Source organism: Psychrobacter sp. I-STPA10 (assembly GCF_021012795.1).
Taxonomy (GTDB): domain Bacteria; phylum Pseudomonadota; class Gammaproteobacteria; order Pseudomonadales; family Moraxellaceae; genus Psychrobacter.
This window is the reverse complement of the sequence record NZ_VFYU01000009.1, coordinates 38,777-59,828: the sequence shown is the minus strand read 5'-3', so window position 1 is coordinate 59,828 and position 21,052 is coordinate 38,777. Positions and strand designations below refer to the sequence as shown.

The window sequence follows — 21,052 nt, the reverse complement described above, 5'->3', positions numbered from 1 at the left end:
AACCTCCCCCTTAAAAAGGGGGAGGAACTGGTTTTTAAGTCCTCCCCTTACTTCAAGGGGAGGGTTTGGGAGGGGTCATATATGATTTTATAAAATAAAGTTGAGAGTGGGGTATAGTCAATTTAAGATAATACTGTTACAAGGAAAACGAGCGAAGGGGTAACTGTTTTTATAAAAGCAGGTACTGCGAGTAAGTTTGACAATGTAACAGTTTTGTATTGAGCCGACTATATTTTATAAACTAGGGAACTAAGCATTGTCAAAGTATATTAATAATCTTAAAATCCGAGAAGTGTTAACAGACTTATTTCAGTTTGTCAAACACCCTGATGACCATCAGCTTAACCTTCCTTTTAAAGGTAAATTACAATATTTTTTAATCACTTTTATTTTTAATGTTATTTTTTTGACATTGGCTGTCGTACCTTTTTTATTATTAATAGATTACCTCATGCCACTTCGAGACAACTCGTTAAAAGAATATTCAACCATATTACATTTTTTATCTTTTTATGTGGTTTTTATACCATTATTTGAAGAAACTGTGTTTCGGTTTTTTTTAAGATATAGAAAGTTTTATCGTTTTTTTATCTCTAGACAAAAATGGGATAAAATATTTCCATTTTTAGTATACTTTTCTGTACTTATACTTTCTGTTATCCATACAGTCGTTCACTATAATAATAGTATTTGGTTTTATATTATTACTCCCATTATTGTTTTTCCACAGTTTGTTATGGGCTTGGCAACTACTTTTATTCGAGTACGATTCAAGTTTCTTTGGGGCATTGCCTATCATACCTGTTGGAATTTATTAATTTCCATTATTCCCGTCATTGCAATAATGATGGGAAAAGATTATGTCAAACTTAAAGATACTGATTCGTTTTGCTTTTATTATTGTTCACATTACTTAATGAGCTTAATAACCTAATAAATTATCCTTGTAATAAAAACTCAACGGCTGAGTTGGCATGAATGGCGGTAGTATCAAACACAGCAATGGGGCTATCCTGTTGCGAGATTAATAAGCCAATCTCCGTACAACCCAAAATCACCCCTTCTGCCCCCTGCTGTGCCAAGCTTGCAATGACCTGCTGATAGCGTTGGCGTGAACTGTCTAATATCTGACCTTGGCATAGCTCATCATAAATAATGCGGTGAATGTCATCTCGTTGAGTGTCATCAGGGATTAAGACGCTTAGATTAGCATCAAGCAGACGCTGTTTATAAAAGTCTTGGGTCATGGTAAAGTTTGTACCCAATAAGGCAATGTTGCTTAGCCCTTGAGATTTGATAGCCTGTGCAGTGGCATCAGCGATATGAATCAGGGGTAAGCCAGTCGCCTCAATCACCCTATCCGCCACTTTGTGCATAGTATTGGTGGCGATAAGCAAGCCTGTCGCTCCTGCCAGCTTTAAGCGTTTACCACTGTCCGCAAGCATCTGAGCCATCATTTCCCAATCGCCTTGCATTTGCAATGCTTCTATTGGAGCAAAGTCTAGGCTATGAATCAGTATATCTGCTGAGTGTAATCCGCCAAGTCGCTGTTTTACCCCTTGATTAATCAGTTGATAATAAGTTTGCGTACTCTCCCAACTCATACCACCAATAATACCGAGGGTATTTTGTGATGAGAATGATTGTTTGCTTGTTTTTGTTGTTAAGTCCATGATTATTTTCCGTTAAAAAGAGAGTATTTACTATAACGTATCATTCTTTTATCTACCACATTTTAACTACCACCAATACCTCGGATAGGCAGGACGATTATGCAAATTTTTCCCCATATTATTATAAGCAATGGCGACCAAAACCAACACCACCGAGCCTGCCAATGTTGGGGTAAGCAAAAACTGCCAACCCACACCACCAAGCATCACAATCAATGGATTTGAGCCAGCAGGGGGGTGTGGTACACGTAACAATAACATTAAGGCAATCGCTGTGCCCACTGCTATTGCTAAGCTCCACCATGTTACCCCAAAGACCGCCATAAATATAAGCCCTGTTAAACTGGCGACAAAATGTCCTCCAATAACATTGCGAGGCTGTGCAAATGGACTGGCAGGATAGGCAAATATCAGCAGACAGCTTGCCCCAAATGACCCCAAAATCATCACCAAACTTTGCCAATCAGCTATCAGTGCCAACACTGCAATGGCTATTGTTGCCCCCAACCAAGCGGTGGCAATTGCCCATAACGGTAGACGCTTGGGGCAAGGCTCATGACCACCTTGTAACCGTTTTACTGTAAAAATTTTTGCCATCACCTACTCCACTCTAGAATATCATGTGCCTGCCATAGTCAGCATTTACCATAACTGCTATGATTGTCGATATACCAATCAGTATATAATTGATTAAACATGGTATACCGAACGGTATACTTATGCAAGCTTTAAATGAATTTGTGAAATTAAATAAGCACAATCACTATAATGGATACCATGATGGACTTACGAGAGCAAATGATTGAGCAGTGTTACAGTGTGTTTTATCAGCAAGGCTTCCATGCCAGTGGCGTGGAGTTATTGGCAAAGCAGGCTGGTACGACCAAACGTACTTTATACGCTCATTTTGGTAATAAAGAGGGGCTAATTGAAGCAGTGTTAAACCATCGTCATCAGCAGTTTATGGCACAACTACAGCAGTATTTTGCCAAGCTATCAATCATCACGGCTGAGGATATTGTGCAGGGGTATGTGGGATTTTTACAAGACTGGATACGCTCAGATAACTTTTATGGGTGTCTGTTTATCAATGCTTGTGCTGAGTTTGCCAATGATACAGATATGCCCCATCGCATTGCAAAAGCGCATAAAGCACATTTACGACAATGGTTACTTTCCCAATTTGAGCAGCTTAATATCAGCCAAGCACAGCAAAAGGCAGATACCTTATTTGTATTTGGTGAAGGATTGATTGTCTCAGCACAAACGGGGCAAGAAGGGTTGCAATTTAACTTATAGCTTAATTTACAAACGTAAACGTTATTTTGACTATAATTTTATAGCTAAAAAAGTTGACTATGGATTTGTAGTTAAAGCCATTATTTTATTTATGATTCAGATACTAGGGCGTGTCGAATATTGGGTACTCCAAGCCTTATTATATAAGGGCTAAGAAGGAATTCTGACAAAATCAATAAATACCGCTCTATCCCTTGTAAATAAAGGCTTCGAATCATGAATATTCAACAGCCCCTAGAGTCATAGTTACATAACTACAAAATCCTAATATATTACCATACCTTTTAAATACTTCTAGCATTTCCCTAACATCAATAGGCAATTCTAAAGAAGCATATATAGACTCTTTTATAAAATTTTCCTTGTCACGATAAGGATTATTTTTTGGTATTCTATTAATCATATTATGACTGCCTTTTTTATAGATGATAATAACAATATAAGTCCTATAGTTATTATAAAAACACCCATAAATTTATTTATTTTACGACTAAAATTTATTGATAAGCTTCTTTTTAATCTCATAGAAAAAAATCCATATCCAATCATTATCGTACTATCACAAATAGCCCAGCCTACTACTAAAAAAAATGATGAATATATAAAGCTAATAGAAGAATCTAAAAATTGAGGTAAAAATACAATAAAGAATATTATATCTTTTGGGTTACTCAAACCTGTTAAAAAAGACTGAATAAAGACACTATATTTTTTCTCATTCTCTTTACTATTTATATCGTTGTTCGTAGATTTTATATTACTGTAACCAGTATAAATTAAATACAAACTACCGATTATGGATAAAAATGGTATAAAGTTTTCAGGTATGGTTTTTTCTATTAGAACTAAAGCTATAATTATGAGTATAGTCGCTGCAGCAACGCTACCTAATGCATTAGTTATTACGGCTTTTTTACCGTATTTAATAGCATGAGATACCATAAGAGCAGCATTTGGACCAGGACTTACTATAATTGCCGATACTGTCAATATATATGAAATGTATAATAAAAAATTCAAGCTATATACCTCAATTGTTAATAGTCTATTTTAGTTATTACATTTAGTCCTTCCTGGTTCGTGGTTTGTAGCCAATGCGTTGCAAATCAGGCAAGCCATTTCTGCTGACTATCTATTAGGACTTACGCAAACCTCAAACTAGGGGAATAAAGCTGCTCACAAAGATAAGTATCGAATAAGCCCTACTTTAACTGATACATGGTTTGGTTTAACTGCTTAGCTAACCGACTAAAAGCCACCCAAACGAGCATAGAACAACATACATGATTACGCTGAGTACGGGCTTTACGGCATTGGTTGTTTTCAATACCCGTTAACTGTTTAAGTTCACGGTGAAACTGCTCAACCTTCCAGCGAATGGCATACACCTTTTGCGTGTTATCCGTGTTGTCTTGAGTAGTGTCATTGGTGACGATCCAGTCCGTGCGGTTGGTAACCGCAACCCGAAACAGTTTCACTTTATAGTTTTTGGGAAAGCCATGAATTTTAATCAGCTTGCCATGTTTTAGTTCATCATCGCTAAAGTGTAATTGACTCACTGGCTTGTAAGGATTCACCCCCTTTTGAATTATCTATCTTGCGATTAGACTTGAGTGGACAGTAGTAGATTTTATCCATACTGTCGATGAGCATTATGACTTTTTTGGTGGCATACCATATATCCATGAGTACCGTACTAAAAGCAAGTTGTTTGTGATAAACGCTGTGCTCTAGCATGTCGGTGAGGTGGTCAAGTTTGCTTTTGCCATCACTTTGTTTGTCATAGATGCGCTAGTCGATAACTCAGTATTATTCAGTATCAGGATTAACGTAAACGCAGGTCACTACATCAATGCCTTTAATCAGTCCGTGGACGTTACCACTATAATAAATATTATACCGAACGGTATACTTAAGCAAGCTTTAAATGAATTTGTGAAATTAAATAAGCACAATCACTATAATGGATACCATGATGGACTTACGAGAGCAAATGATTGAGCAGTGTTACAGTGTGTTTTATCAGCAAGGCTTCCATGCCAGTGGTGTAGAGCTGTTAGCAAAGCAAGCAGGTACGACCAAACGTACTTTATATGCCCATTTTGGTAATAAAGAAGGGCTAATTGAAGCGGTACTAAACCATCGTCATCAGCAGTTTATGGCACAGCTACAGCAGTATTTTGCCAAGCTATCAATCATCACGGCAGATGATATTGTGCAGGGCTATTTGGGATTTTTGCAAGACTGGATACGCTCAGATAACTTTTATGGGTGTCTGTTTATCAATGCTTGTGCTGAGTTTACCAATGATACAGCTATGCCCCATCGCATTGCAAAAGAGCATAAAGCACATTTACGACAATGGTTGCTCGTCCAATTTGATCAGCTTAATATCAGCCAAGCACAGCAAAAGGCAGATACGTTATTTGTGTTTGGTGAAGGGTTAATTGTTTCGGCTCAAACGGGGCAACAGGATATGACTTGGGACACGCAAATATTTATGACAACAATAAACTATTTTGATAACGTGCCACATAACGGGCAGGGGTGGTGTGATAATACTGTTTAAACGCTTGGGTAAAATTTGCCACCTGTGAATAGCCACACTGGTAGGCAACCTCTTTAATAGAGACACCATTAAATAGTAACTGCTGACGGGCATATTGCATGTTTTTTTGCATCAGCCAAGCACTGGGGGTGATGCCAATATGTTTTTTTAGTTGCCGCTGCAATCCCCGTTTTGATAAATTTAGATGCGTACCTAAGGCACTCACATCCCGACATCCTGCCTGCCATGCTGCTGATAACTGTTGTAATAATTGTGCTTGCTCAACACCGCCACCTTGTGTTGACACACTAATACTACCGTCTTGTTGCTGAGCTGCTATTTGATTATATGGCTGCGACTTAACTTCACCTTCTGCCACGTCAAACTGATATTCACCACTGTGTTGATTGCTTTCTTGCTGCGGTTTATCTTGTAGTACGACCGCAAAATGATGACAAAATCCTTGCCATAATTTATCGATTAAACGAATCAATAACACCTCATTAGCAAAAACATCAACCACAGCAGCAGCAGCATTTGGCATGATGGTGGCATTATCATGGGCAGTGCGAGTAAACACTTTTTGTAATAGCTCACTGGTCGTCTCATCTGCTTGCCATTGATAATCTGCGGTTTGCTCAAGCCACTGCTGTTTGTGTTTTGGCAAACGACGAATGAGCCACGGACGAATATCACGAATGGTCAGCTTAGTCACCGCTTGCCCTTGCAGCAAATGCCGACAAAATAGTGTCTCGCTAGCAACATTGATAAGACAACATTGCGCTTTATTTTGCTGAGCAGTAATTTCATGCTGCTGATTGTTCAAACTAAATTTTGCCGTGCCACTTTGCACCACCACAAAAGCGGTATAAGGATTTACCAAGCGGTGGCTAATCAGATTTTTATCACTAACTAAGGTACCTGCATGACACTGTAATGCCGACACCGTTTCATAAAAGCCATACGGCTCTGCTGATTGTGTATCATTATTTTTTACTGCCCCTATGTCCATATCTATGGCATCAAGCTCATTGTCACTATTTGTAGTATCTCTTTTGTTAGCACTTTTCTTATCTAGATCAGGCTGCACACTCTTTACTGCTGTTTGCATTGCTACTAAATCCTGCTGAGATACAGTCATATTTTGCTCATTGTGTTCTTTTTCTCGACTAAATTTAGACTGATTCTGACAATCATCACTACTATGCTCTTCATTAATCTGCTCAATCAATACATCACTGGGAATGGGGGTGAATTTTTGCGGCTTACTCATAGCAAAATATCCTTATAAAAAACAACATATAAACCAACGATTAAAACAAAATATTAGTTAATAATAACCATTCTCAATAAAAATTGTCGTTTTAGCAATATTTATTTGCCAATCCGTCATCGTTGTTTTGATTACAATGATTTGTTAACAGCATACTCAATATCAGCATGAGTATGTTTTGTCATTTACTGTCACACAGTTGCGTCACACTCGCTAAGCGTATCGGCTGCTTTTTTATATCAGTAGGTTATCAACTAGTGAGCAGCAACATCGTTAGCATCACTTTTATCGCAAGGGGAGCTTTATGTCCACATCAGTAGCCAGTCATACATTAATAAACTCACCACAATCACTCACCTCTATACCGCATCGATTCCGTCTTAGCTTACTACGTCATGCGTTGATGCCGTTGCTACTACCATTATCTTTATCGGTAGTTACTGCACATGCTGATGACACCATCTCTCAAGCCGATATAAGCAGCGATTATCTACCCCATACTACCGTAGATACCATCGTGGTGACTGCCAACCCTCTATACTATATCGACCCAAGTGAAGATAACGATCAATATAACGCCAATGTCGCCACTGTGGGTACAAAAGCCCCTGATTATTTAGAAAATATACCCCAATCTATCAGCGTAATTACCCAAGCAAAAATGGAAGACCTAAATGTCGATACCTTAGACCAAATGGCAAAACGCACCACAGGCATGCGGGTGTTACAAAATGATGATGGTCGCTCCTCCATCTATGCTCGAGGCTATGAATATGACCAATTTAGTATTGATGGACTTGCCTCACCAATGGCAAGTATTAATGGTACATTACCTAATCTGGCCGCCTTTGACCGTGTCGAAGTCATGCGTGGACCATCTGGGTTGTTTAACTCTGCTTCAGAAATGGGTGGTGTGGTTAATCTTGTGCGTAAGCGTGGTCGTGCTGATGGCAAAGATACATTAAAAGCCAGTGTCACCTCTCCATTTAGCTTTGATGTCACTGCTGATATACAAGGTCGGCTCAGTTTAGATGACAAAGATGACAGCCTTGTCACCCGTAATATTTTCCAATATCAACAGAAAAAAAATCCCATTGTTAAAGAGGTGGGTGGTTCTGCCAATCGTAACGCCACCGTCTATTTAAGTGCGGATAAACAGCTAAATGATAGCAGCAAAGTGGGCGTAGGTTATTTGTTCCAAAACCGTCAAATTATCCCTAACAATGGCTTACCAACTTTAGCAAACAACCAACTACTGCCACTGCCTAATGATGACTTTTATGGCGCAAGATGGAACGACTTTAACAGTAGTACCCATGACATTTTTGCAGACTTTCAGCATCAGCTAGACAGCAAAGGCATCATCAGTGCAGGTCTACGCTACTCTGACCGTGATGCCGATTATAACTATGTTTTTGCAGGCAGTGCATTAAATCAAGGCAAAATGGATGTGGCTGGCGCAGGCGGTGATATTAAAGAAACGTCACTCAGTGCTGACCTAAACTTTAGCCAGCCCTTTACTACCCAAGGTGGACAAAGTGAATATGTGGTTGGTACAGATTACAAACGTTTTAATTCAAATATCGCTCGTACCAGTGCAAGAGGCTTTGTAAAAAATGTGACTTTAGCACAACTAAACGACTTATCATATATCGATCTATTACAGCAGGCTCGTAACAAACAAAAAGGGTATCGCTTTGAGGATGATGACAATACTTTAAACGAAATAGGATTATATGCAAAAGTAAACTACAAACCTATTAAGCCCCTGAGCTTGATTGCGGGTGGACGCTTTAGCCATTACAGTATTGATAATGATGACAAAGTAAAAGGGGTCAAAGGTAATCATAAAGACCATAAAATCACAGGCTATGGTGGTGTGGTCTATCAACTCACCCCAAACATCAATGCTTATGGCAGCTATACCCAAGTCTTTATGCCGCAATATGAAACCAACGATGCAGGGGAACTACTCAAGCCACGTGAAGGTGATCAAATTGAGGTAGGACTAAAAGGACATTGGTCAGATACGTTATCAGCCCGCTTAAGTGGCTATCGTCTTAATGATAAAAATGCCTCTGCCCCTTCTAAAGATGTGGGAGTAGTCGCATTGGGTGAACGGCAAATGCAAGGGGTAGAACTAGAAATCAATGGTGAAATACTACCAAATTGGCAAGTATCAGGTGGATACAGTTATTTAGATAGTAAAATTAAACAAGCTGCTAACCCTCGTGATGATGGTATCTTTTTACTAATGCCAAAACATACTGCCAATATCTGGACAACTTATCAAGCCAATAACTGGCTACCAAATCCACTAACCTTAGGTTTGGGTGTCAATGTGGTCGGTAAGTTCTCTTCATCACAAGGTATACAAGCTGATGGCTATCATACATGGGATGCGATGGCCAGCTATCCATTTAGCAACAACTTAACAGGACAGCTTAATATCTATAACCTGCTTGATAGTGACCACTATGTACGTGTTGGCTCACCCAATACCTTTAACATCCCTGATAATGGACGTGAAATCAAAGCCTCACTTTCTTATCAGTTCTAATCTTTATTGTTTATCTTTAATAAAACATCAAAGTAACCTCATACAAAAAAACCAGATGGCAAAGCCGTCTGGTTTTTTTATTTTAGCTATTTTTAGCTTCGTCAAATTGGCTAAGCTAAAATAGTTGAGGCGAAAACTATACCACTTCAACCTTGCCATGGTTATCGCAATGATCGCCATGTGGATGATGCAAATGACCATCAACGATATAGCAAGTATGATCACCATGTGGTACAGCTTCATGACCACAATCAGGGCCATGTACATGATTTTTATCATGTGCGGCACATTGATGCTCTGTAGTGCAGTCTACAGGGTTATTGTCATTTACTTCTAATACATGTTCATCAACATGATCAGTGTGTGGATGATGCAGATGACCATCATGTAAATAATCAACGTGATCGCCATGTTGAATGGCAGTATGACCACAGTTTTCGCCATGTTGATGTTCATGACTGCTATGATGGGGATTATTACATTGACTCATGGATATACTCCTTTGGAAGATTAACTTGCATTACTTATACTTAATGACTAAGTATTACTTAAAGACTAAGTATTGATTACTACTGTATGATTAGTGAGTTGCATGTGCGACTAAGTTGGTTAATAACGCTTCTACATGATCATCTTGTAAGCCATACAATATATGCTGACCATCACGCTCTTTACTGACCAGTCCAGCAGCATATAATTGCTTTAAACGATTAGATACCGTGGTGATTTTTTCGTCTGTTTGCTCAGCAATTTCACTAACACATAAAGGGGATGTACTTTGCTGCAATAACAATAACAACTGTAAGCGATTACTATCTGCCAGTGCTTTAAGCATGGTCGTAACTGTACTTAATTGCGTCTGGCTAAGTTGCGACTTATTTCGTTGAGATGCTTCGGATTTTTGCGGCATTAATGAGACATCTGATGACGAATGTGTATGCGCACCACAAGTTGGTAAATCTATTGTATCTTCTTGATTTTGCTGATCATTCATACATAACCCATAAACTATATTGAATCTATTTAAGTGTTGATTTAAAAGGATATCTCATTAACGGAGCGCATTATTCCATGAATTAATGAAATTAGCAATGCTTTTATTATTTATTTTGTTAATCCTATCTATTTATCTGTATCTTTTAAGTGTAACTATTGCTCATAACTCATAATCAAGTGTCGACACAAGCAAGCGTCAGTTTGTTGTCTGAGTTTGTTATAATAGCCCGTCATCAACTCATCAGTGTCAAGGATATAGCCATGTCAGATCAGCCAGATCAATCAGCACAGTCAGCCAACCCTTTTACACACTCAGCTACCCTCAATGCTCACCTTGAGCAGCCCACTACTCAGCGTCCTGTCAATGAGCCAAGCAATCCTTATGCCCGCCAGCAGTTTTCAAACAACGATGATGGCAAGGTGATAGCTCCCAGACTACTATTTGATGATGCCTTGATCCAAAAATATAACCGCTCAGGACCTCGCTATACCTCCTATCCAACTGCTTTAGAATTTAAGCCAATCAGTGAGGGTATAGAAGCACAGATTTTGGCAGATCGTGATCCACGTACACCTTTATCACTCTACTTTCATATTCCATTTTGCCGACATCTTTGCTATTACTGTGCTTGTAACAAAATCATCAGCAAAAAAAACAGCGACTCAGGTGATTATCTAGATTATTTATTTGCCGAAATTAAAATGAAAAGGGCGTTGCTCAAGCCTGTGCCAAAAGAGCTATCTGCCACTGGCAAGCCTTATGTCAAGCAGTTGCATTTAGGCGGAGGAACACCGACATTTTTGAGCGATGATGAGATGGTGCAACTGTGGCAGTTTCTACAAACTCAGTTTGAGTTTGCACCCATTGATGGCGATAATGCGGGGGATTATTCAATTGAGATTGACCCACGAGAATTGGGCGATAATACGCTAAAAACCTTGCGAAGTCTTGGCTTTAATCGGCTTAGTTTTGGGGTACAAGACTTAAATGAAACAGTACAAATTGCAGTTAATCGGGTACAACCTGAAGCACTGATTCAAAGTGTGATGGACGAGGCACGTGAGCTAGGATTTGGCTCAATCAATATGGATTTGATTTATGGCTTGCCCCATCAAAGCATAGATAGCCTACAAGATACTGTGGCTCGTATCATTGAGATGAAGCCTGATCGTCTATCTATATTTAACTATGCGCATCTGCCCGAGCGCTTTAAGGCACAACGCCAAATCAAAGCAGAGGATTTGCCCAGTCCTACCGATAAACTCACCATGTTTAGCAATACCATCATGGCATTAAATGAAGCAGGCTATCAATACATTGGCATTGACCACTTTGCTCGCCCTGACGATACCCTTGCCATTGCTCAACGTGAAGGCAAATTGCACCGCAATTTTCAAGGTTATACCTTGATGGGTGATTGTGATTTGCTTGGCTTTGGTGTCTCAGCCATCAGCCAAATCAACAGCACCCTATATACAGGACATGCCAGCCATATATTACAAAACGACACCACACTAGAGACTTATCAGGCGATGATAAACCATCATCAACTGCCTGCGGTCAAACACATTCAAACCAACATCAAGGACCGTCTGCGTGCTTATGTGATTATGAATCTATTGTGTCATGACTATATTGACTTTAAAGATGTAAACCAAAAATTTGGTATTGATGCGATTACTTATTTTATCAATGAGATTCAACAGCTTGGTGAGATGCAACAAGACAAACTGGTCGATATGGATGCTGCTGGTATTCGTATTTTACCCAAAGGTCGTCTGCTTGCGCGCAATGTGGCGATGGTGTTTGACAGTTATCTGTCAGCCAAACATGAAGGACGATTCTCTAAAGTTATTTAAACCTTAGCAGACTATTCTTCTCCCTTTATCTTTATAAAGCTAAAGAAGACTAAGGCAACTGAATCATAAAAACCAACAACAAAAACGGCTACTAAAGTAGCCGCTTTTTCAAACTTTTACACATTAACTTCAACTTTAAGTCTACATGCTAAAAATTTAGCGGTGATTTAAACTTTTCAGCTTTAGAATTTAAAGTGTGCACCAACAGTCACTAAATCAGCGTCACTACCAGTTTTGGCATATTCTGCTTCAATACCAATATTTTGTGCAGGAGCAAAACCAATACCAACACCACCTGCCAGACCAGTTGAGCTTTGATCTACTTTATTTCTCTCAATACTTTTACCTGCAGCTGTGATATGACTACTTGCATTAATCTCTGTTCTAGCAACACCTAGCTTACCTTTGGCATATAAGCCACTCATGTTAGGTAGATAGTAGCGATAAGTGCCATAAGCACCATAGGTTTTCACATCACCTTCACCTTTGGTGGTCACTCTATTCTCAGTATAAGAATAGTCAGAATCATCTGAACCCAAATATTCTACTTCAGCACCAAAGTTAGGATCAAAATTATAACCAGCATACACACCATAAGCAGTGGCTTTATCAAGCTCACCTGCATTAGCACTAGGGTCTATTTGACCAACTTTAGCACCCACATAAGGCTGACCAGCATAACCAGTGTTAAATACCGCTGCTTGTGCACCAACGCTTAAAAGTGAGCCAGTAGCTATTGCAATGAGTGATTTTTGTACTGTATTCATATTCTTTATCTCCTTAGTAAAAACATTAAACCATGGTAATTATCTAAACCCTTATCTTTAAAGAATTTAAAAAAATACATTTAAAAACATAAGTTTAAGATTAATACCAGTGTTTAAATTCGATGAATACATAGTAACAAGTTATGTCGTTGCCTCTGTCTGTGTTTGATAGCTACAGCGTTAAGTTTTGCAAGTTTTATCACAGTGATTACAGATAAAGCCAAGTTTATGAAATTATTTGTTACATTTGCTGCTGTTTCTACACTATAGACATAAAAAGCTAAAATACTTACAAAAACTGCCTAGTGCCAAAAAATTGTCATACAAGAGCTACTGACAGCATAATAGTTTTGTATTGCTATAAATATATAAGAGATAATGGCTATCCGTTATATTACTCACCGTAACTCCCTATTAATATGACCATTTTGAGAAAAATTATGAGTATGCTTTATCATTATCAACAACAGTTAGATAAGCTAAATCAAGTACAGCAACAACGTCAAATTCCTTCACTTAGTCATCAAGGCAGTCAGGTGATTGTTGATAAGCAAACGCTGGTTAATATCTCTTCTAATGACTATCTTGGTATTGCTGCCGACCCAACCTTACAACAGCAGTTTTTATCAAGCATCAATAGTAGCGATACCAATATTCGCTTTGGTTCATCCTCCTCACGTCTACTCACAGGCAATAGCAATGAGCTTGAACAGCTAGAGCATGATCTCGAAGCATGGTTTGCAACAGCTGTCTCAGCCGATACAAATGTAAAACAACCAACCAATGAGCAAGATAATACCGACACACAAATGCCAAGCGCATTAGTATTTAACAGTGGCTATCATGCCAATGTCGGTTTATTGCCTGCGCTGACCAAGCTACCATTAAAAACCTTAATTTTATCTGATCAATTGGTGCATGCCAGTATCATTGATGGCATTCGCCTATCTCGCTGTGATTATCAAATTTACCGTCACAATGATCATCAGCATTTACGTGAGCTTATCAACGCTGCGGGTGCAGAATATCAACGTATCATCATCGTGACCGAAAGTTTATTTAGTATGGACGGTGATTATGCCGACCTGATTGATTTGGTCGCCATTAAACACTCAGATGCTCGCGTTGAGCTGTATGTCGATGAAGCACATGCAGTAGGTGTGCTTGGAGAATATGGACTAGGACTGGCAGAGCAAACAGGTACATTAATGCAGATTGATTATCTGGTTGGTACTTTTGGCAAAGCCTTTGCCTCAATGGGTGCTTATGTTTTTTGTCATCCCACCATTAAGGCATGGCTGATTAACAATATGCGTCCACTTATCTTTAGCACTGCCCTACCTGCCATTAATCACGCTTGGACACGCTTTGTTTTAGCCAAGATGACAGACTATGTAAGCGCACGCCAACGTCTGCATCAAATGTCTAGCCACTTGCGTGCGGTGATTGCTCATATCAGCCCAATTTCGGCAGTTTCAGATTCGCATATTGTGCCTTATATTCTGGGTACAAATGCCGCCACCCTTGCCAAAGCAATGCAGTTACGTCAAGCAGGATTTTATGCCTTGCCCATTCGCCCACCCACTGTACCCAAAAACACGTCCCGTATTCGCCTAATTATTAATGCAGGTATTAGTGATGATGAGTTTGAAAAGCTGCTGAATGCGCTTTAGTGTTAATATGTCATTCTTATTTTAAATAATACTTCACAATAAACACTTAATAATCAATATTAAAAATCAGTATTGAATAAGCAAGTAAAGGGAATGACATGCAAATATCTCAGCAGGACGCAAAGCGAATCGAGCTTATTGGTCATATTCAAGTAGCGCTTGCCATGTGTATCGTTGGTAGCTCAGTTGCGGTTGCTAAAGTGATCACGGCTGAAATGCCCGTATTTTTGGCTTCATTTTTACGCTTTGCTATTGCTGCGTTATTTATTGTGCCACTACATTATATAATGTCAGGTCGTTTACGCTTACCATCATTGAAAGTCGCCTTATTGCTCGCTGCACAGGCTTTTTTTGGTGTATTTTTATTTTCATTGTGTATGTTACTGGGGCTAAAATATACCTCAGCGGTCAATGCGGGAGTAATTTTAGGTATGTTGCCTGCGGTCAATGCCTTATTATCAGTTTGGCTACTGCATGAAAGATTAAATCTACGTTATGCCATTGGCATTGGTTTATCTGTATTAGGAGCAGTGTTATTAGAGCTACACTCTGTTGATAGTGGCATTGGCATTGATATAGGTATAGGAAATAATATCGGCTTATTGGGTATACTGCTGGTATTAGCGGCAGTGTTTTGTGAAGCCATGTTTTCAGTGGTTGGTAAGCTATCTGGCTTAAGCCTGCCCGCTATTAGCATTGCTTGCTGGGTTACTTTGATAGGTGTGCTGCTATTTGCACCCACTGCATTATACCAAGCAGTGACGTTTGATTTTAGCAGTGTATCTCCAACTGTATGGTGGCTACTAGGGTATTATGGGCTCGGTGTTACTGTGCTTGGCTTTAGCCTATTTTATGCAGGATTAGCAAAAATTCCTGCAGTAGCAGCAGGGATACATATGGCTTTTGTGCCCTTATCAGCGATGCTAATTGCAGTATTAATTTTAGATGAACCATTTGGGTTGATAGACGCGTTTTCTTCGTTACTGGTGTTAGCAGCGGTATTTGTGATTGGGCTAAAAAAAGCCGATCAAACCTAACGATTTTATCAACAATAACAGTGCCTTTAACCAAAAAACACCCACAAAAAAAAGCGCATCCCAAAGGATGCGCTTTTTGTGATTGATAGACTTGATATTAACTTGACTCTCTAGGGCTAATTAACAGCGTTAACCCTAAAATCAGGCTTATTTTTTGTCGTCGTCTTTAACTTCGGTAAATTCAGCATCAACCACGTCATCATCAGCATTGTCAGCTGCTTGCTCAGTACCACCTTGCTGGAACTGGCTAGGATCAACACCTTCTGCTCCTGCTGCTGCGCCTGCATCAGCATAGATTTTTTGGCTCACTGGTAAGAAGGCATTATCAAGTGCTTCAAGCTTCGCTTTGATGTCATCATGATCGTCTTCTTTAGTTGCTGTCTCAAGCTCAGTGATGGCAGCTTCTACTGCTGATTTTTCATCATCAGACACTTTATCGCCTGCTTCTTTCAATGCTTTTTGAATCGCATGGATGCGACCATCTGCTTCGTTACGTACTTGCGCAAGGGCTGCAAATTTCTCATCTTCTGCGGCATTGGCTTCTGCATCACGTACCATTTGTTCGACTTCTTCATCCGACAAGCCAGAGTCTGCTTTAATCTGGATGCTTTGTGCTTTACCCGTACCTTTGTCTTTAGCAGAGATATTCATGATACCGTCAGCGTTGATATCAAAGGTTACTTCAATCTGTGGCAATCCACGTGGTGCAGGTGGAATATCAGTTAAATCAAAGCGTCCAAGCAGTTTGTTTTGTGACGCAATTTTACGCTCACCTTGATACACTTGGATGGTAACGGCTGGTTGATTGTCTTCAGCAGTTGAGAACACCTGTGATTTTTTGGTTGGAATCATGGTGTTTTTCTCAATGATTGGTGTCATCACACCACCCATTGTTTCAATACCCAAGGTCAATGGGGTGACGTCTAATAATAATACGTCTGTTTTATCACCAGAGAGTACCGCACCTTGAATCGCTGCACCCACCGCAACGGCTTCATCAGGATTCACGTCTTTACGTGGCTCTTGACCAAAGAACTCTTGTACTTTTTGCTGTACTAGAGGCATACGAGTCTGACCACCAACTAAGATCACATCATCAATGTCACCTTTGCTTAGTCCTGCATCTTCTAGGGCAACTTTACAAGGCTCCATGGTACGTGTAACCAACTCTTCAGTAAGAGCTTCTAGTTTTGAGCGGCTAATAGTCACTACCAAGTGCTTAGGACCTGTGGCATCAGCAGTAATGTAAGGTAGGTTTACCTCAGTACTTTGCGCTGATGACAGCTCAATTTTTGCTTTTTCAGCGGCTTCTTTTAGACGCTGCATCGCTAGTGGATCACCTTTTAGGTTAAAATCTTGCTCTTTTTTGAACTCATCAACCAAAAAGTCAATCAATGCCAAGTCAAAGTCTTCACCACCCAAGAATGTATCACCATTGGTAGAGAGTACTTCAAACTGCTGCTCACCATCAACGTCTGCAATCTCAATGATGGATACGTCAAATGTACCACCACCTAAGTCATATACAGCAATGGTACGATCACCTTGTTTTTTGTCCATACCATAAGCAAGGGCAGCAGCGGTTGGCTCGTTAATGATACGATCAACAGTTAAACCTGCAATTTTACCTGCATCTTTAGTTGCCTGACGTTGGCTGTCGTTAAAGTAAGCAGGAACAGTAACCACGGCATGAGTAACCGTTTCACCCAGATAATCTTCAGCAGTTTTCTTCATTTTTTTCAAGATTTCAGCAGAGATCTGTGGTGGTGCCATTTTTTTGTCGTTGACTTCTACCCACGCATCGCCATTGTCTGCCTTAACGATTTTGTAAGGTACCATACCAATATCTTTTTGTACCACTTTGTCATCAAAACGACGTCCAATCAGACGCTTGATAGCAAATAGGGTATTTTTAGGATTGGTGACTGCTTGGCGTTTTGCCGCTTGACCAACCAAAGTTTCACCATCTTTATACGCTACGATAGATGGGGTGGTACGTGTACCTTCTGCGTTTTCGATGACTTTTACATTGTCACCTTCCATTACTGCCACACAAGAGTTGGTTGTACCTAGGTCAATACCAATTGTCTTAGCCATAAATATATTACTCCAATTTTTTAGTTGTTTATGTGTTCGTCTCTCACTTGATATGCTTCACTTTATAAACTTAAAATGCTTATAAACTTAAAATCGTTTGTGTATATGTTTTCTATGTTTTCAACATACACCAGCATAATCATCGTAAGAAAACGAGTATCTTTGCTTACCTATCTATATCGGTTTCATCACCAATTTTTTCAAGTAATTTTTACCACAAATCTTCAATTTTATGTGTCTTTTTGTGAAAGACCTGAGTCATCACTAAGCTTTAGCAGGCATTAACTATATTTATTAAAACGGGTTATCATCCAATTTTATATCTCGTTTTATAGTTAACATCCTTATGCTGACACCTATTTTTCACCTATTTTTGGATACTCTTGGATATTTAAGTTTCAGTTATTGTCCAACACGTACCATAGCAGGACGTAGTAGACGATCATTTAAGGTATAGCCTTTTTGTAGTACTTCACCCACATGATCTGCCTCAGCATTCGGGTCAATACCCACCGCTTCATGCAGGTCAGCATTAAATTTCTCACCTTGTGGATCAACCACAGCAACGCCATGCTTGTTAAGCACCGTCAGTAAAGATTTATGTGTCAACTTCACGCCTTCCATGATGGCATCGTCTGCATCATCATCTTGCTGCACACTGATAATGGCGCGCTCTAAGTTATCTACAACTTCTAGCAGCTCTTTAGCAAAGCTTTGCAGTGCAAATTTTTTGCTTTTTTGCGTCTCTTGCTCCATGCGTTTTTGCACATTATAGGCTTCAGCATTGGCACGAGCTTGTCCTTCTTTTGCTGCTTTGACCTCGCCTTCAAGCTCTGCAATACGGGCATGAAAAGCATCAATATTTATTTCACTTTTGATGGTCTTATCTTTACCTGAATTATTGGCAGGATCAAACTCATCAATGGCTTCTTCTAAGATGGTCTCATCACGCTCAATATTACTTTGCGCAGCCTTCGGATCTTTGGTGTCATATTCAAAGTTAGCTGCTTGGTTATTTGGTTGGTTGGTTGCTTGATCACTCATGATCGCTCCTTTTATATTGTTAATTATTCATAAAATTAGTTAGTTACCATCTATTGAATTGAATATAAGTTATTGTATATCAACAATAGACAGCATTATTTGTAAAAAATTTATAAAAATCAGTATCACTATTAGCCAGTTGATAAAGGTCATACCCTAAAATTTCAAGGCGTAATGTAGATTATTTGTTAGTATTTAAGTATCACAGATGATGCTCATAGCATATTTATCGCCTAAAAAATCAGGGGATGAATGTCATTCTGTTCAACTTTTTTAGGGTATTATTACTTTTCTTACTAGAGATATTATTTATTATGAATTGACTACTAATAATACTTGTATAATAATGGTTAACTAGATGACGCACCCTAATATATTTTATAAGATGGTTACTAAAGCCACTTAAACACTATTAAAGTCCTTAATACTGTAGTCTGTAAGTTAACGCTAAAGCTACTGACACTAAACAACATATAGCATGATTATTCTAAAATGGACATTTTTTGGAATAAACATCTATATGATGTTTAGTTATTATGGTTTTTATGGACCTAAGTTAACAAAATCAAAAATAAATTAGGGAACTGCTCATTATTAACTTAAGTATTACAAATACTTAAGTGTGAACAACCGAGCACTAAAACTGAACATAACATAAGGATTATAGATATGCCACAAACTAAATACGACTTCACTGTTGCTGATAAAGACGCTGCCAAAGAGTTAGTTGCCAAAACAGAAAATGTACAAGGTGTGAAATTTGTGAATGTCAGTTCAGATCTATCTGCTGTTGTTGTGACTCATGGTGATGACTATGACGAATCTGCGTTTAAATCAGCAGCAGGAATAGCATAACTTAAAATTCAGTTACTTTTTTTACCTCTTAGCTACACTTGCTAAAATCTAAAAAAAGCAATCTGTCAAGTTTTAAACAAAAGCCGACCTAAGTGTCGGCTTTTGCTATTTTAAAACAAGGAATTTAAGACAATAAAATTTTAAGCCAATGCTATCGGCTTAAAAATAAAGACCATCATTATCCCATCATTTAGCCGATTTTAATGTCAGCACCCAAATCTCCGAACGTGTACCCAAACGAAAAGGCACGCTACCAAAGCCATAGCCCGAGCTCACCACAAACTGTGTATTCCCAATATGCTTATTACCATGATTTAATGGGGTAAACCAATCCATCAATACCGTTAGTGGAAAGATTTGTCCACCGTGAGTATGCCCTGATAAATGCACGTCTATGGGCAGTTTGCTAATTTCATCTATCGCTGAAGGGCGATGCTCCAAAAACACCACAGGTTTATTTGTGTCCACCTGCGTTAATAAAGTCTTTGCACTGAGCCGAGTGTGATCCACATCATCTGAGCGTCCTACCAGCCACAGCGTATCCTCTAATAAAATAGCCTCATTATCCAGCACCGTCATTCCTGCTTGGCTGACGGCTGTGGCAATGGCGTCATCTTGTCCGCGATAATCATGATTACCCAATACCGCATATACGCCAAGTGGTGCGCTTAGCTTAGAAAAATGGGAGTGCATATTAGTTTGCTCATAATAGTCAGTGTAATCATCCATGATATCGCCTGCGATGACTACCACATCTGGCTTTTGAGCGGCAACCAACGTGGCTAACTTATCTAATTGCCGATTACCAAACCATTTACCCAAATGTGTATCAGACACTAGCACCAGACGCATCGGCTGCTTGAGTGGTTTATCGGTAGTCAGCATCAGATGATGTACCACAGGCGAATAAGCATTAAATATCGCCAATCCGACAATACTGATATAAACCACAATGGCTAATAATCGTGTCAATCTTGGTAAGGCAACTCGCTTCAATACATGACAATACACCACACCCACAGCACAGATAATTATAAATGTATAAATTAAAAACCCTTGCAAAATACTAAACATTAAATAAAGCCGAAAACGCTCACGCCAAAAGTCACTGAGTCCATAGAATAATGCCATGTTACTCAATAAAAATATGCTAAAAACCAAAATGACTCGCTTTGCTAACGTCTTGGGCTGCACAAACCACCATAAAATCACACTGGTCGATAATGCCAATACTTGCGATAAAACAATAAATAACCACATAAACTTGCTATCTTTTACATCATAAAAAACTCATCATAATTTAAAATTGAGACACACTGAGTCACAGTGTCATTTTTTCACCGAGTTTTCATCCATTTTCCATATATAAA

The 21,052-nt window shown here is 39.1% G+C and carries 20 protein-coding genes; 8 read left to right on the top strand and 12 right to left on the bottom strand.

The genetic code is table 11. The features are described 5' to 3' along the window. Positions 1–256: 256 nt before the first annotated feature. A complete protein-coding gene (locus tag FHK89_RS04235) occupies positions 257–934 on the top strand; it encodes a CPBP family intramembrane glutamic endopeptidase (RefSeq protein ID WP_230657115.1) in 678 nt (225 codons plus the stop codon). Between the two features lie 4 nt (positions 935–938). Here FHK89_RS04235 and FHK89_RS04230 read toward each other — a convergent pair whose 3' ends face one another. Together FHK89_RS04230 and FHK89_RS04225 are read right to left on the bottom strand one after the other, a co-directional pair. Continuing rightward, positions 939–1,673, bottom strand: coding sequence for an aspartate/glutamate racemase family protein (locus FHK89_RS04230; RefSeq protein WP_230657114.1), 735 nt, complete (start codon positions 1,671–1,673; stop codon positions 939–941). A 66-nt stretch (positions 1,674–1,739) separates the two neighbouring features. Further along, positions 1,740–2,270, bottom strand: coding sequence for an HPP family protein (locus FHK89_RS04225; protein ID WP_230657113.1), 531 nt, complete (start codon positions 2,268–2,270; stop codon positions 1,740–1,742). Positions 2,271–2,441: 171 nt separating this feature from the next. Between FHK89_RS04225 and FHK89_RS04220 the strand changes: the two genes are divergently transcribed. Next, entirely contained in the window at positions 2,442–2,972 is a 531-nt protein-coding gene (locus tag FHK89_RS04220; RefSeq protein WP_230657112.1) for a TetR/AcrR family transcriptional regulator, read from the top strand. 214 nt (positions 2,973–3,186) lie between these two features. Here the strand turns inward: FHK89_RS04220 and FHK89_RS04215 are convergent, their stop codons facing one another. The 3 genes from FHK89_RS04215 to FHK89_RS04205 all read right to left on the bottom strand — a co-directional run bounded on the left by FHK89_RS04215 (position 3,187) and on the right by FHK89_RS04205 (position 4,549). Beyond that, the gene (locus FHK89_RS04215) at positions 3,187–3,375 is read right to left on the bottom strand and encodes a hypothetical protein (RefSeq protein WP_230657111.1); all 189 of its coding nucleotides are present in this window, start codon (positions 3,373–3,375) and stop codon (positions 3,187–3,189) included. After that, positions 3,372–3,992: a LysE family translocator gene (locus tag FHK89_RS04210; RefSeq protein WP_230657109.1), complete on the bottom strand. Its 621-nt coding sequence runs from the start codon at positions 3,990–3,992 to the stop codon at positions 3,372–3,374. Before FHK89_RS04210 ends, FHK89_RS04215 begins: the two co-directional genes overlap by 4 nt. 182 nt (positions 3,993–4,174) lie before the next feature. Next, positions 4,175–4,549 (bottom strand): transposase, encoded by a 375-nt coding sequence (locus FHK89_RS04205; RefSeq protein ID WP_230657107.1) that lies wholly within the window; start codon positions 4,547–4,549, stop codon positions 4,175–4,177. Positions 4,550–4,935: 386 nt separating this feature from the next. On the opposite strand from FHK89_RS04205, the gene FHK89_RS04200 reads away from it, so the two are divergent. Next, a complete protein-coding gene (locus FHK89_RS04200; protein WP_230657105.1) occupies positions 4,936–5,541 on the top strand; it encodes a TetR/AcrR family transcriptional regulator in 606 nt (201 codons plus the stop codon). On the opposite strand, the gene FHK89_RS04195 is transcribed toward FHK89_RS04200, so the two are convergent. Next, positions 5,471–6,793, bottom strand: a complete 1,323-nt coding sequence (locus tag FHK89_RS04195; protein WP_230657103.1) for a helix-turn-helix domain-containing protein — start codon at positions 6,791–6,793, stop codon at positions 5,471–5,473. The two genes, FHK89_RS04200 and FHK89_RS04195, sit on opposite strands and share 71 nt — an antisense overlap. A gap of 304 nt (positions 6,794–7,097) precedes the next feature. Between FHK89_RS04195 and FHK89_RS04190 the strand changes: the two genes are divergently transcribed. After that, entirely contained in the window at positions 7,098–9,353 is a 2,256-nt protein-coding gene (locus tag FHK89_RS04190) for a TonB-dependent siderophore receptor (protein WP_230657101.1), read from the top strand. Between the two features lie 136 nt (positions 9,354–9,489). On the opposite strand, the gene FHK89_RS04185 is transcribed toward FHK89_RS04190, so the two are convergent. Both FHK89_RS04185 and FHK89_RS04180 read right to left on the bottom strand, forming a co-directional pair. Next, positions 9,490–9,843, bottom strand: a complete 354-nt coding sequence (locus FHK89_RS04185; protein ID WP_230657100.1) for a hypothetical protein — start codon at positions 9,841–9,843, stop codon at positions 9,490–9,492. A 90-nt stretch (positions 9,844–9,933) separates the two neighbouring features. Continuing rightward, entirely contained in the window at positions 9,934–10,347 is a 414-nt protein-coding gene (locus FHK89_RS04180) for an ArsR/SmtB family transcription factor (RefSeq protein WP_230657099.1), read from the bottom strand. A gap of 263 nt (positions 10,348–10,610) precedes the next feature. On the opposite strand from FHK89_RS04180, the gene hemN reads away from it, so the two are divergent. Beyond that, on the top strand, positions 10,611–12,209 hold the full coding sequence (gene hemN / locus FHK89_RS04175; protein WP_230657098.1) for an oxygen-independent coproporphyrinogen III oxidase: 1,599 nt from the start codon (positions 10,611–10,613) through the stop codon (positions 12,207–12,209). Between the two features lie 182 nt (positions 12,210–12,391). On the opposite strand, the gene FHK89_RS04170 is transcribed toward hemN, so the two are convergent. Further along, positions 12,392–12,976 carry a porin family protein gene (locus FHK89_RS04170; RefSeq protein WP_230657096.1) on the bottom strand — a complete coding sequence of 195 codons (585 nt, stop codon included), beginning with the start codon at positions 12,974–12,976 and terminating at the stop codon, positions 12,392–12,394. Positions 12,977–13,416: 440 nt separating this feature from the next. On the opposite strand from FHK89_RS04170, the gene FHK89_RS04165 reads away from it, so the two are divergent. Together FHK89_RS04165 and FHK89_RS04160 are read left to right on the top strand one after the other, a co-directional pair. Further along, positions 13,417–14,649: an 8-amino-7-oxononanoate synthase gene (locus tag FHK89_RS04165; RefSeq protein ID WP_230657094.1), complete on the top strand. Its 1,233-nt coding sequence runs from the start codon at positions 13,417–13,419 to the stop codon at positions 14,647–14,649. Between the two features lie 98 nt (positions 14,650–14,747). After that, on the top strand, positions 14,748–15,686 hold the full coding sequence (locus tag FHK89_RS04160; protein WP_230657092.1) for a DMT family transporter: 939 nt from the start codon (positions 14,748–14,750) through the stop codon (positions 15,684–15,686). Between the two features lie 147 nt (positions 15,687–15,833). Here the strand turns inward: FHK89_RS04160 and dnaK are convergent, their stop codons facing one another. Further along, entirely contained in the window at positions 15,834–17,783 is a 1,950-nt protein-coding gene (gene dnaK, locus FHK89_RS04155) for a molecular chaperone DnaK (protein WP_230657090.1), read from the bottom strand. Between the two features lie 402 nt (positions 17,784–18,185). Beyond that, positions 18,186–18,827 (bottom strand): nucleotide exchange factor GrpE, encoded by a 642-nt coding sequence (grpE, locus tag FHK89_RS04150; RefSeq protein WP_230657088.1) that lies wholly within the window; start codon positions 18,825–18,827, stop codon positions 18,186–18,188. A 669-nt stretch (positions 18,828–19,496) separates the two neighbouring features. Between grpE and FHK89_RS04145 the strand changes: the two genes are divergently transcribed. Then, positions 19,497–19,682 (top strand): hypothetical protein, encoded by a 186-nt coding sequence (locus tag FHK89_RS04145; RefSeq protein WP_230657086.1) that lies wholly within the window; start codon positions 19,497–19,499, stop codon positions 19,680–19,682. A gap of 186 nt (positions 19,683–19,868) precedes the next feature. Here the strand turns inward: FHK89_RS04145 and FHK89_RS04140 are convergent, their stop codons facing one another. Continuing rightward, complete coding sequence (locus FHK89_RS04140) at positions 19,869–20,942, bottom strand: metallophosphoesterase (RefSeq protein WP_230657084.1); 1,074 nt, start codon at positions 20,940–20,942, stop codon at positions 19,869–19,871. Positions 20,943–21,052 lie beyond the last annotated feature (110 nt).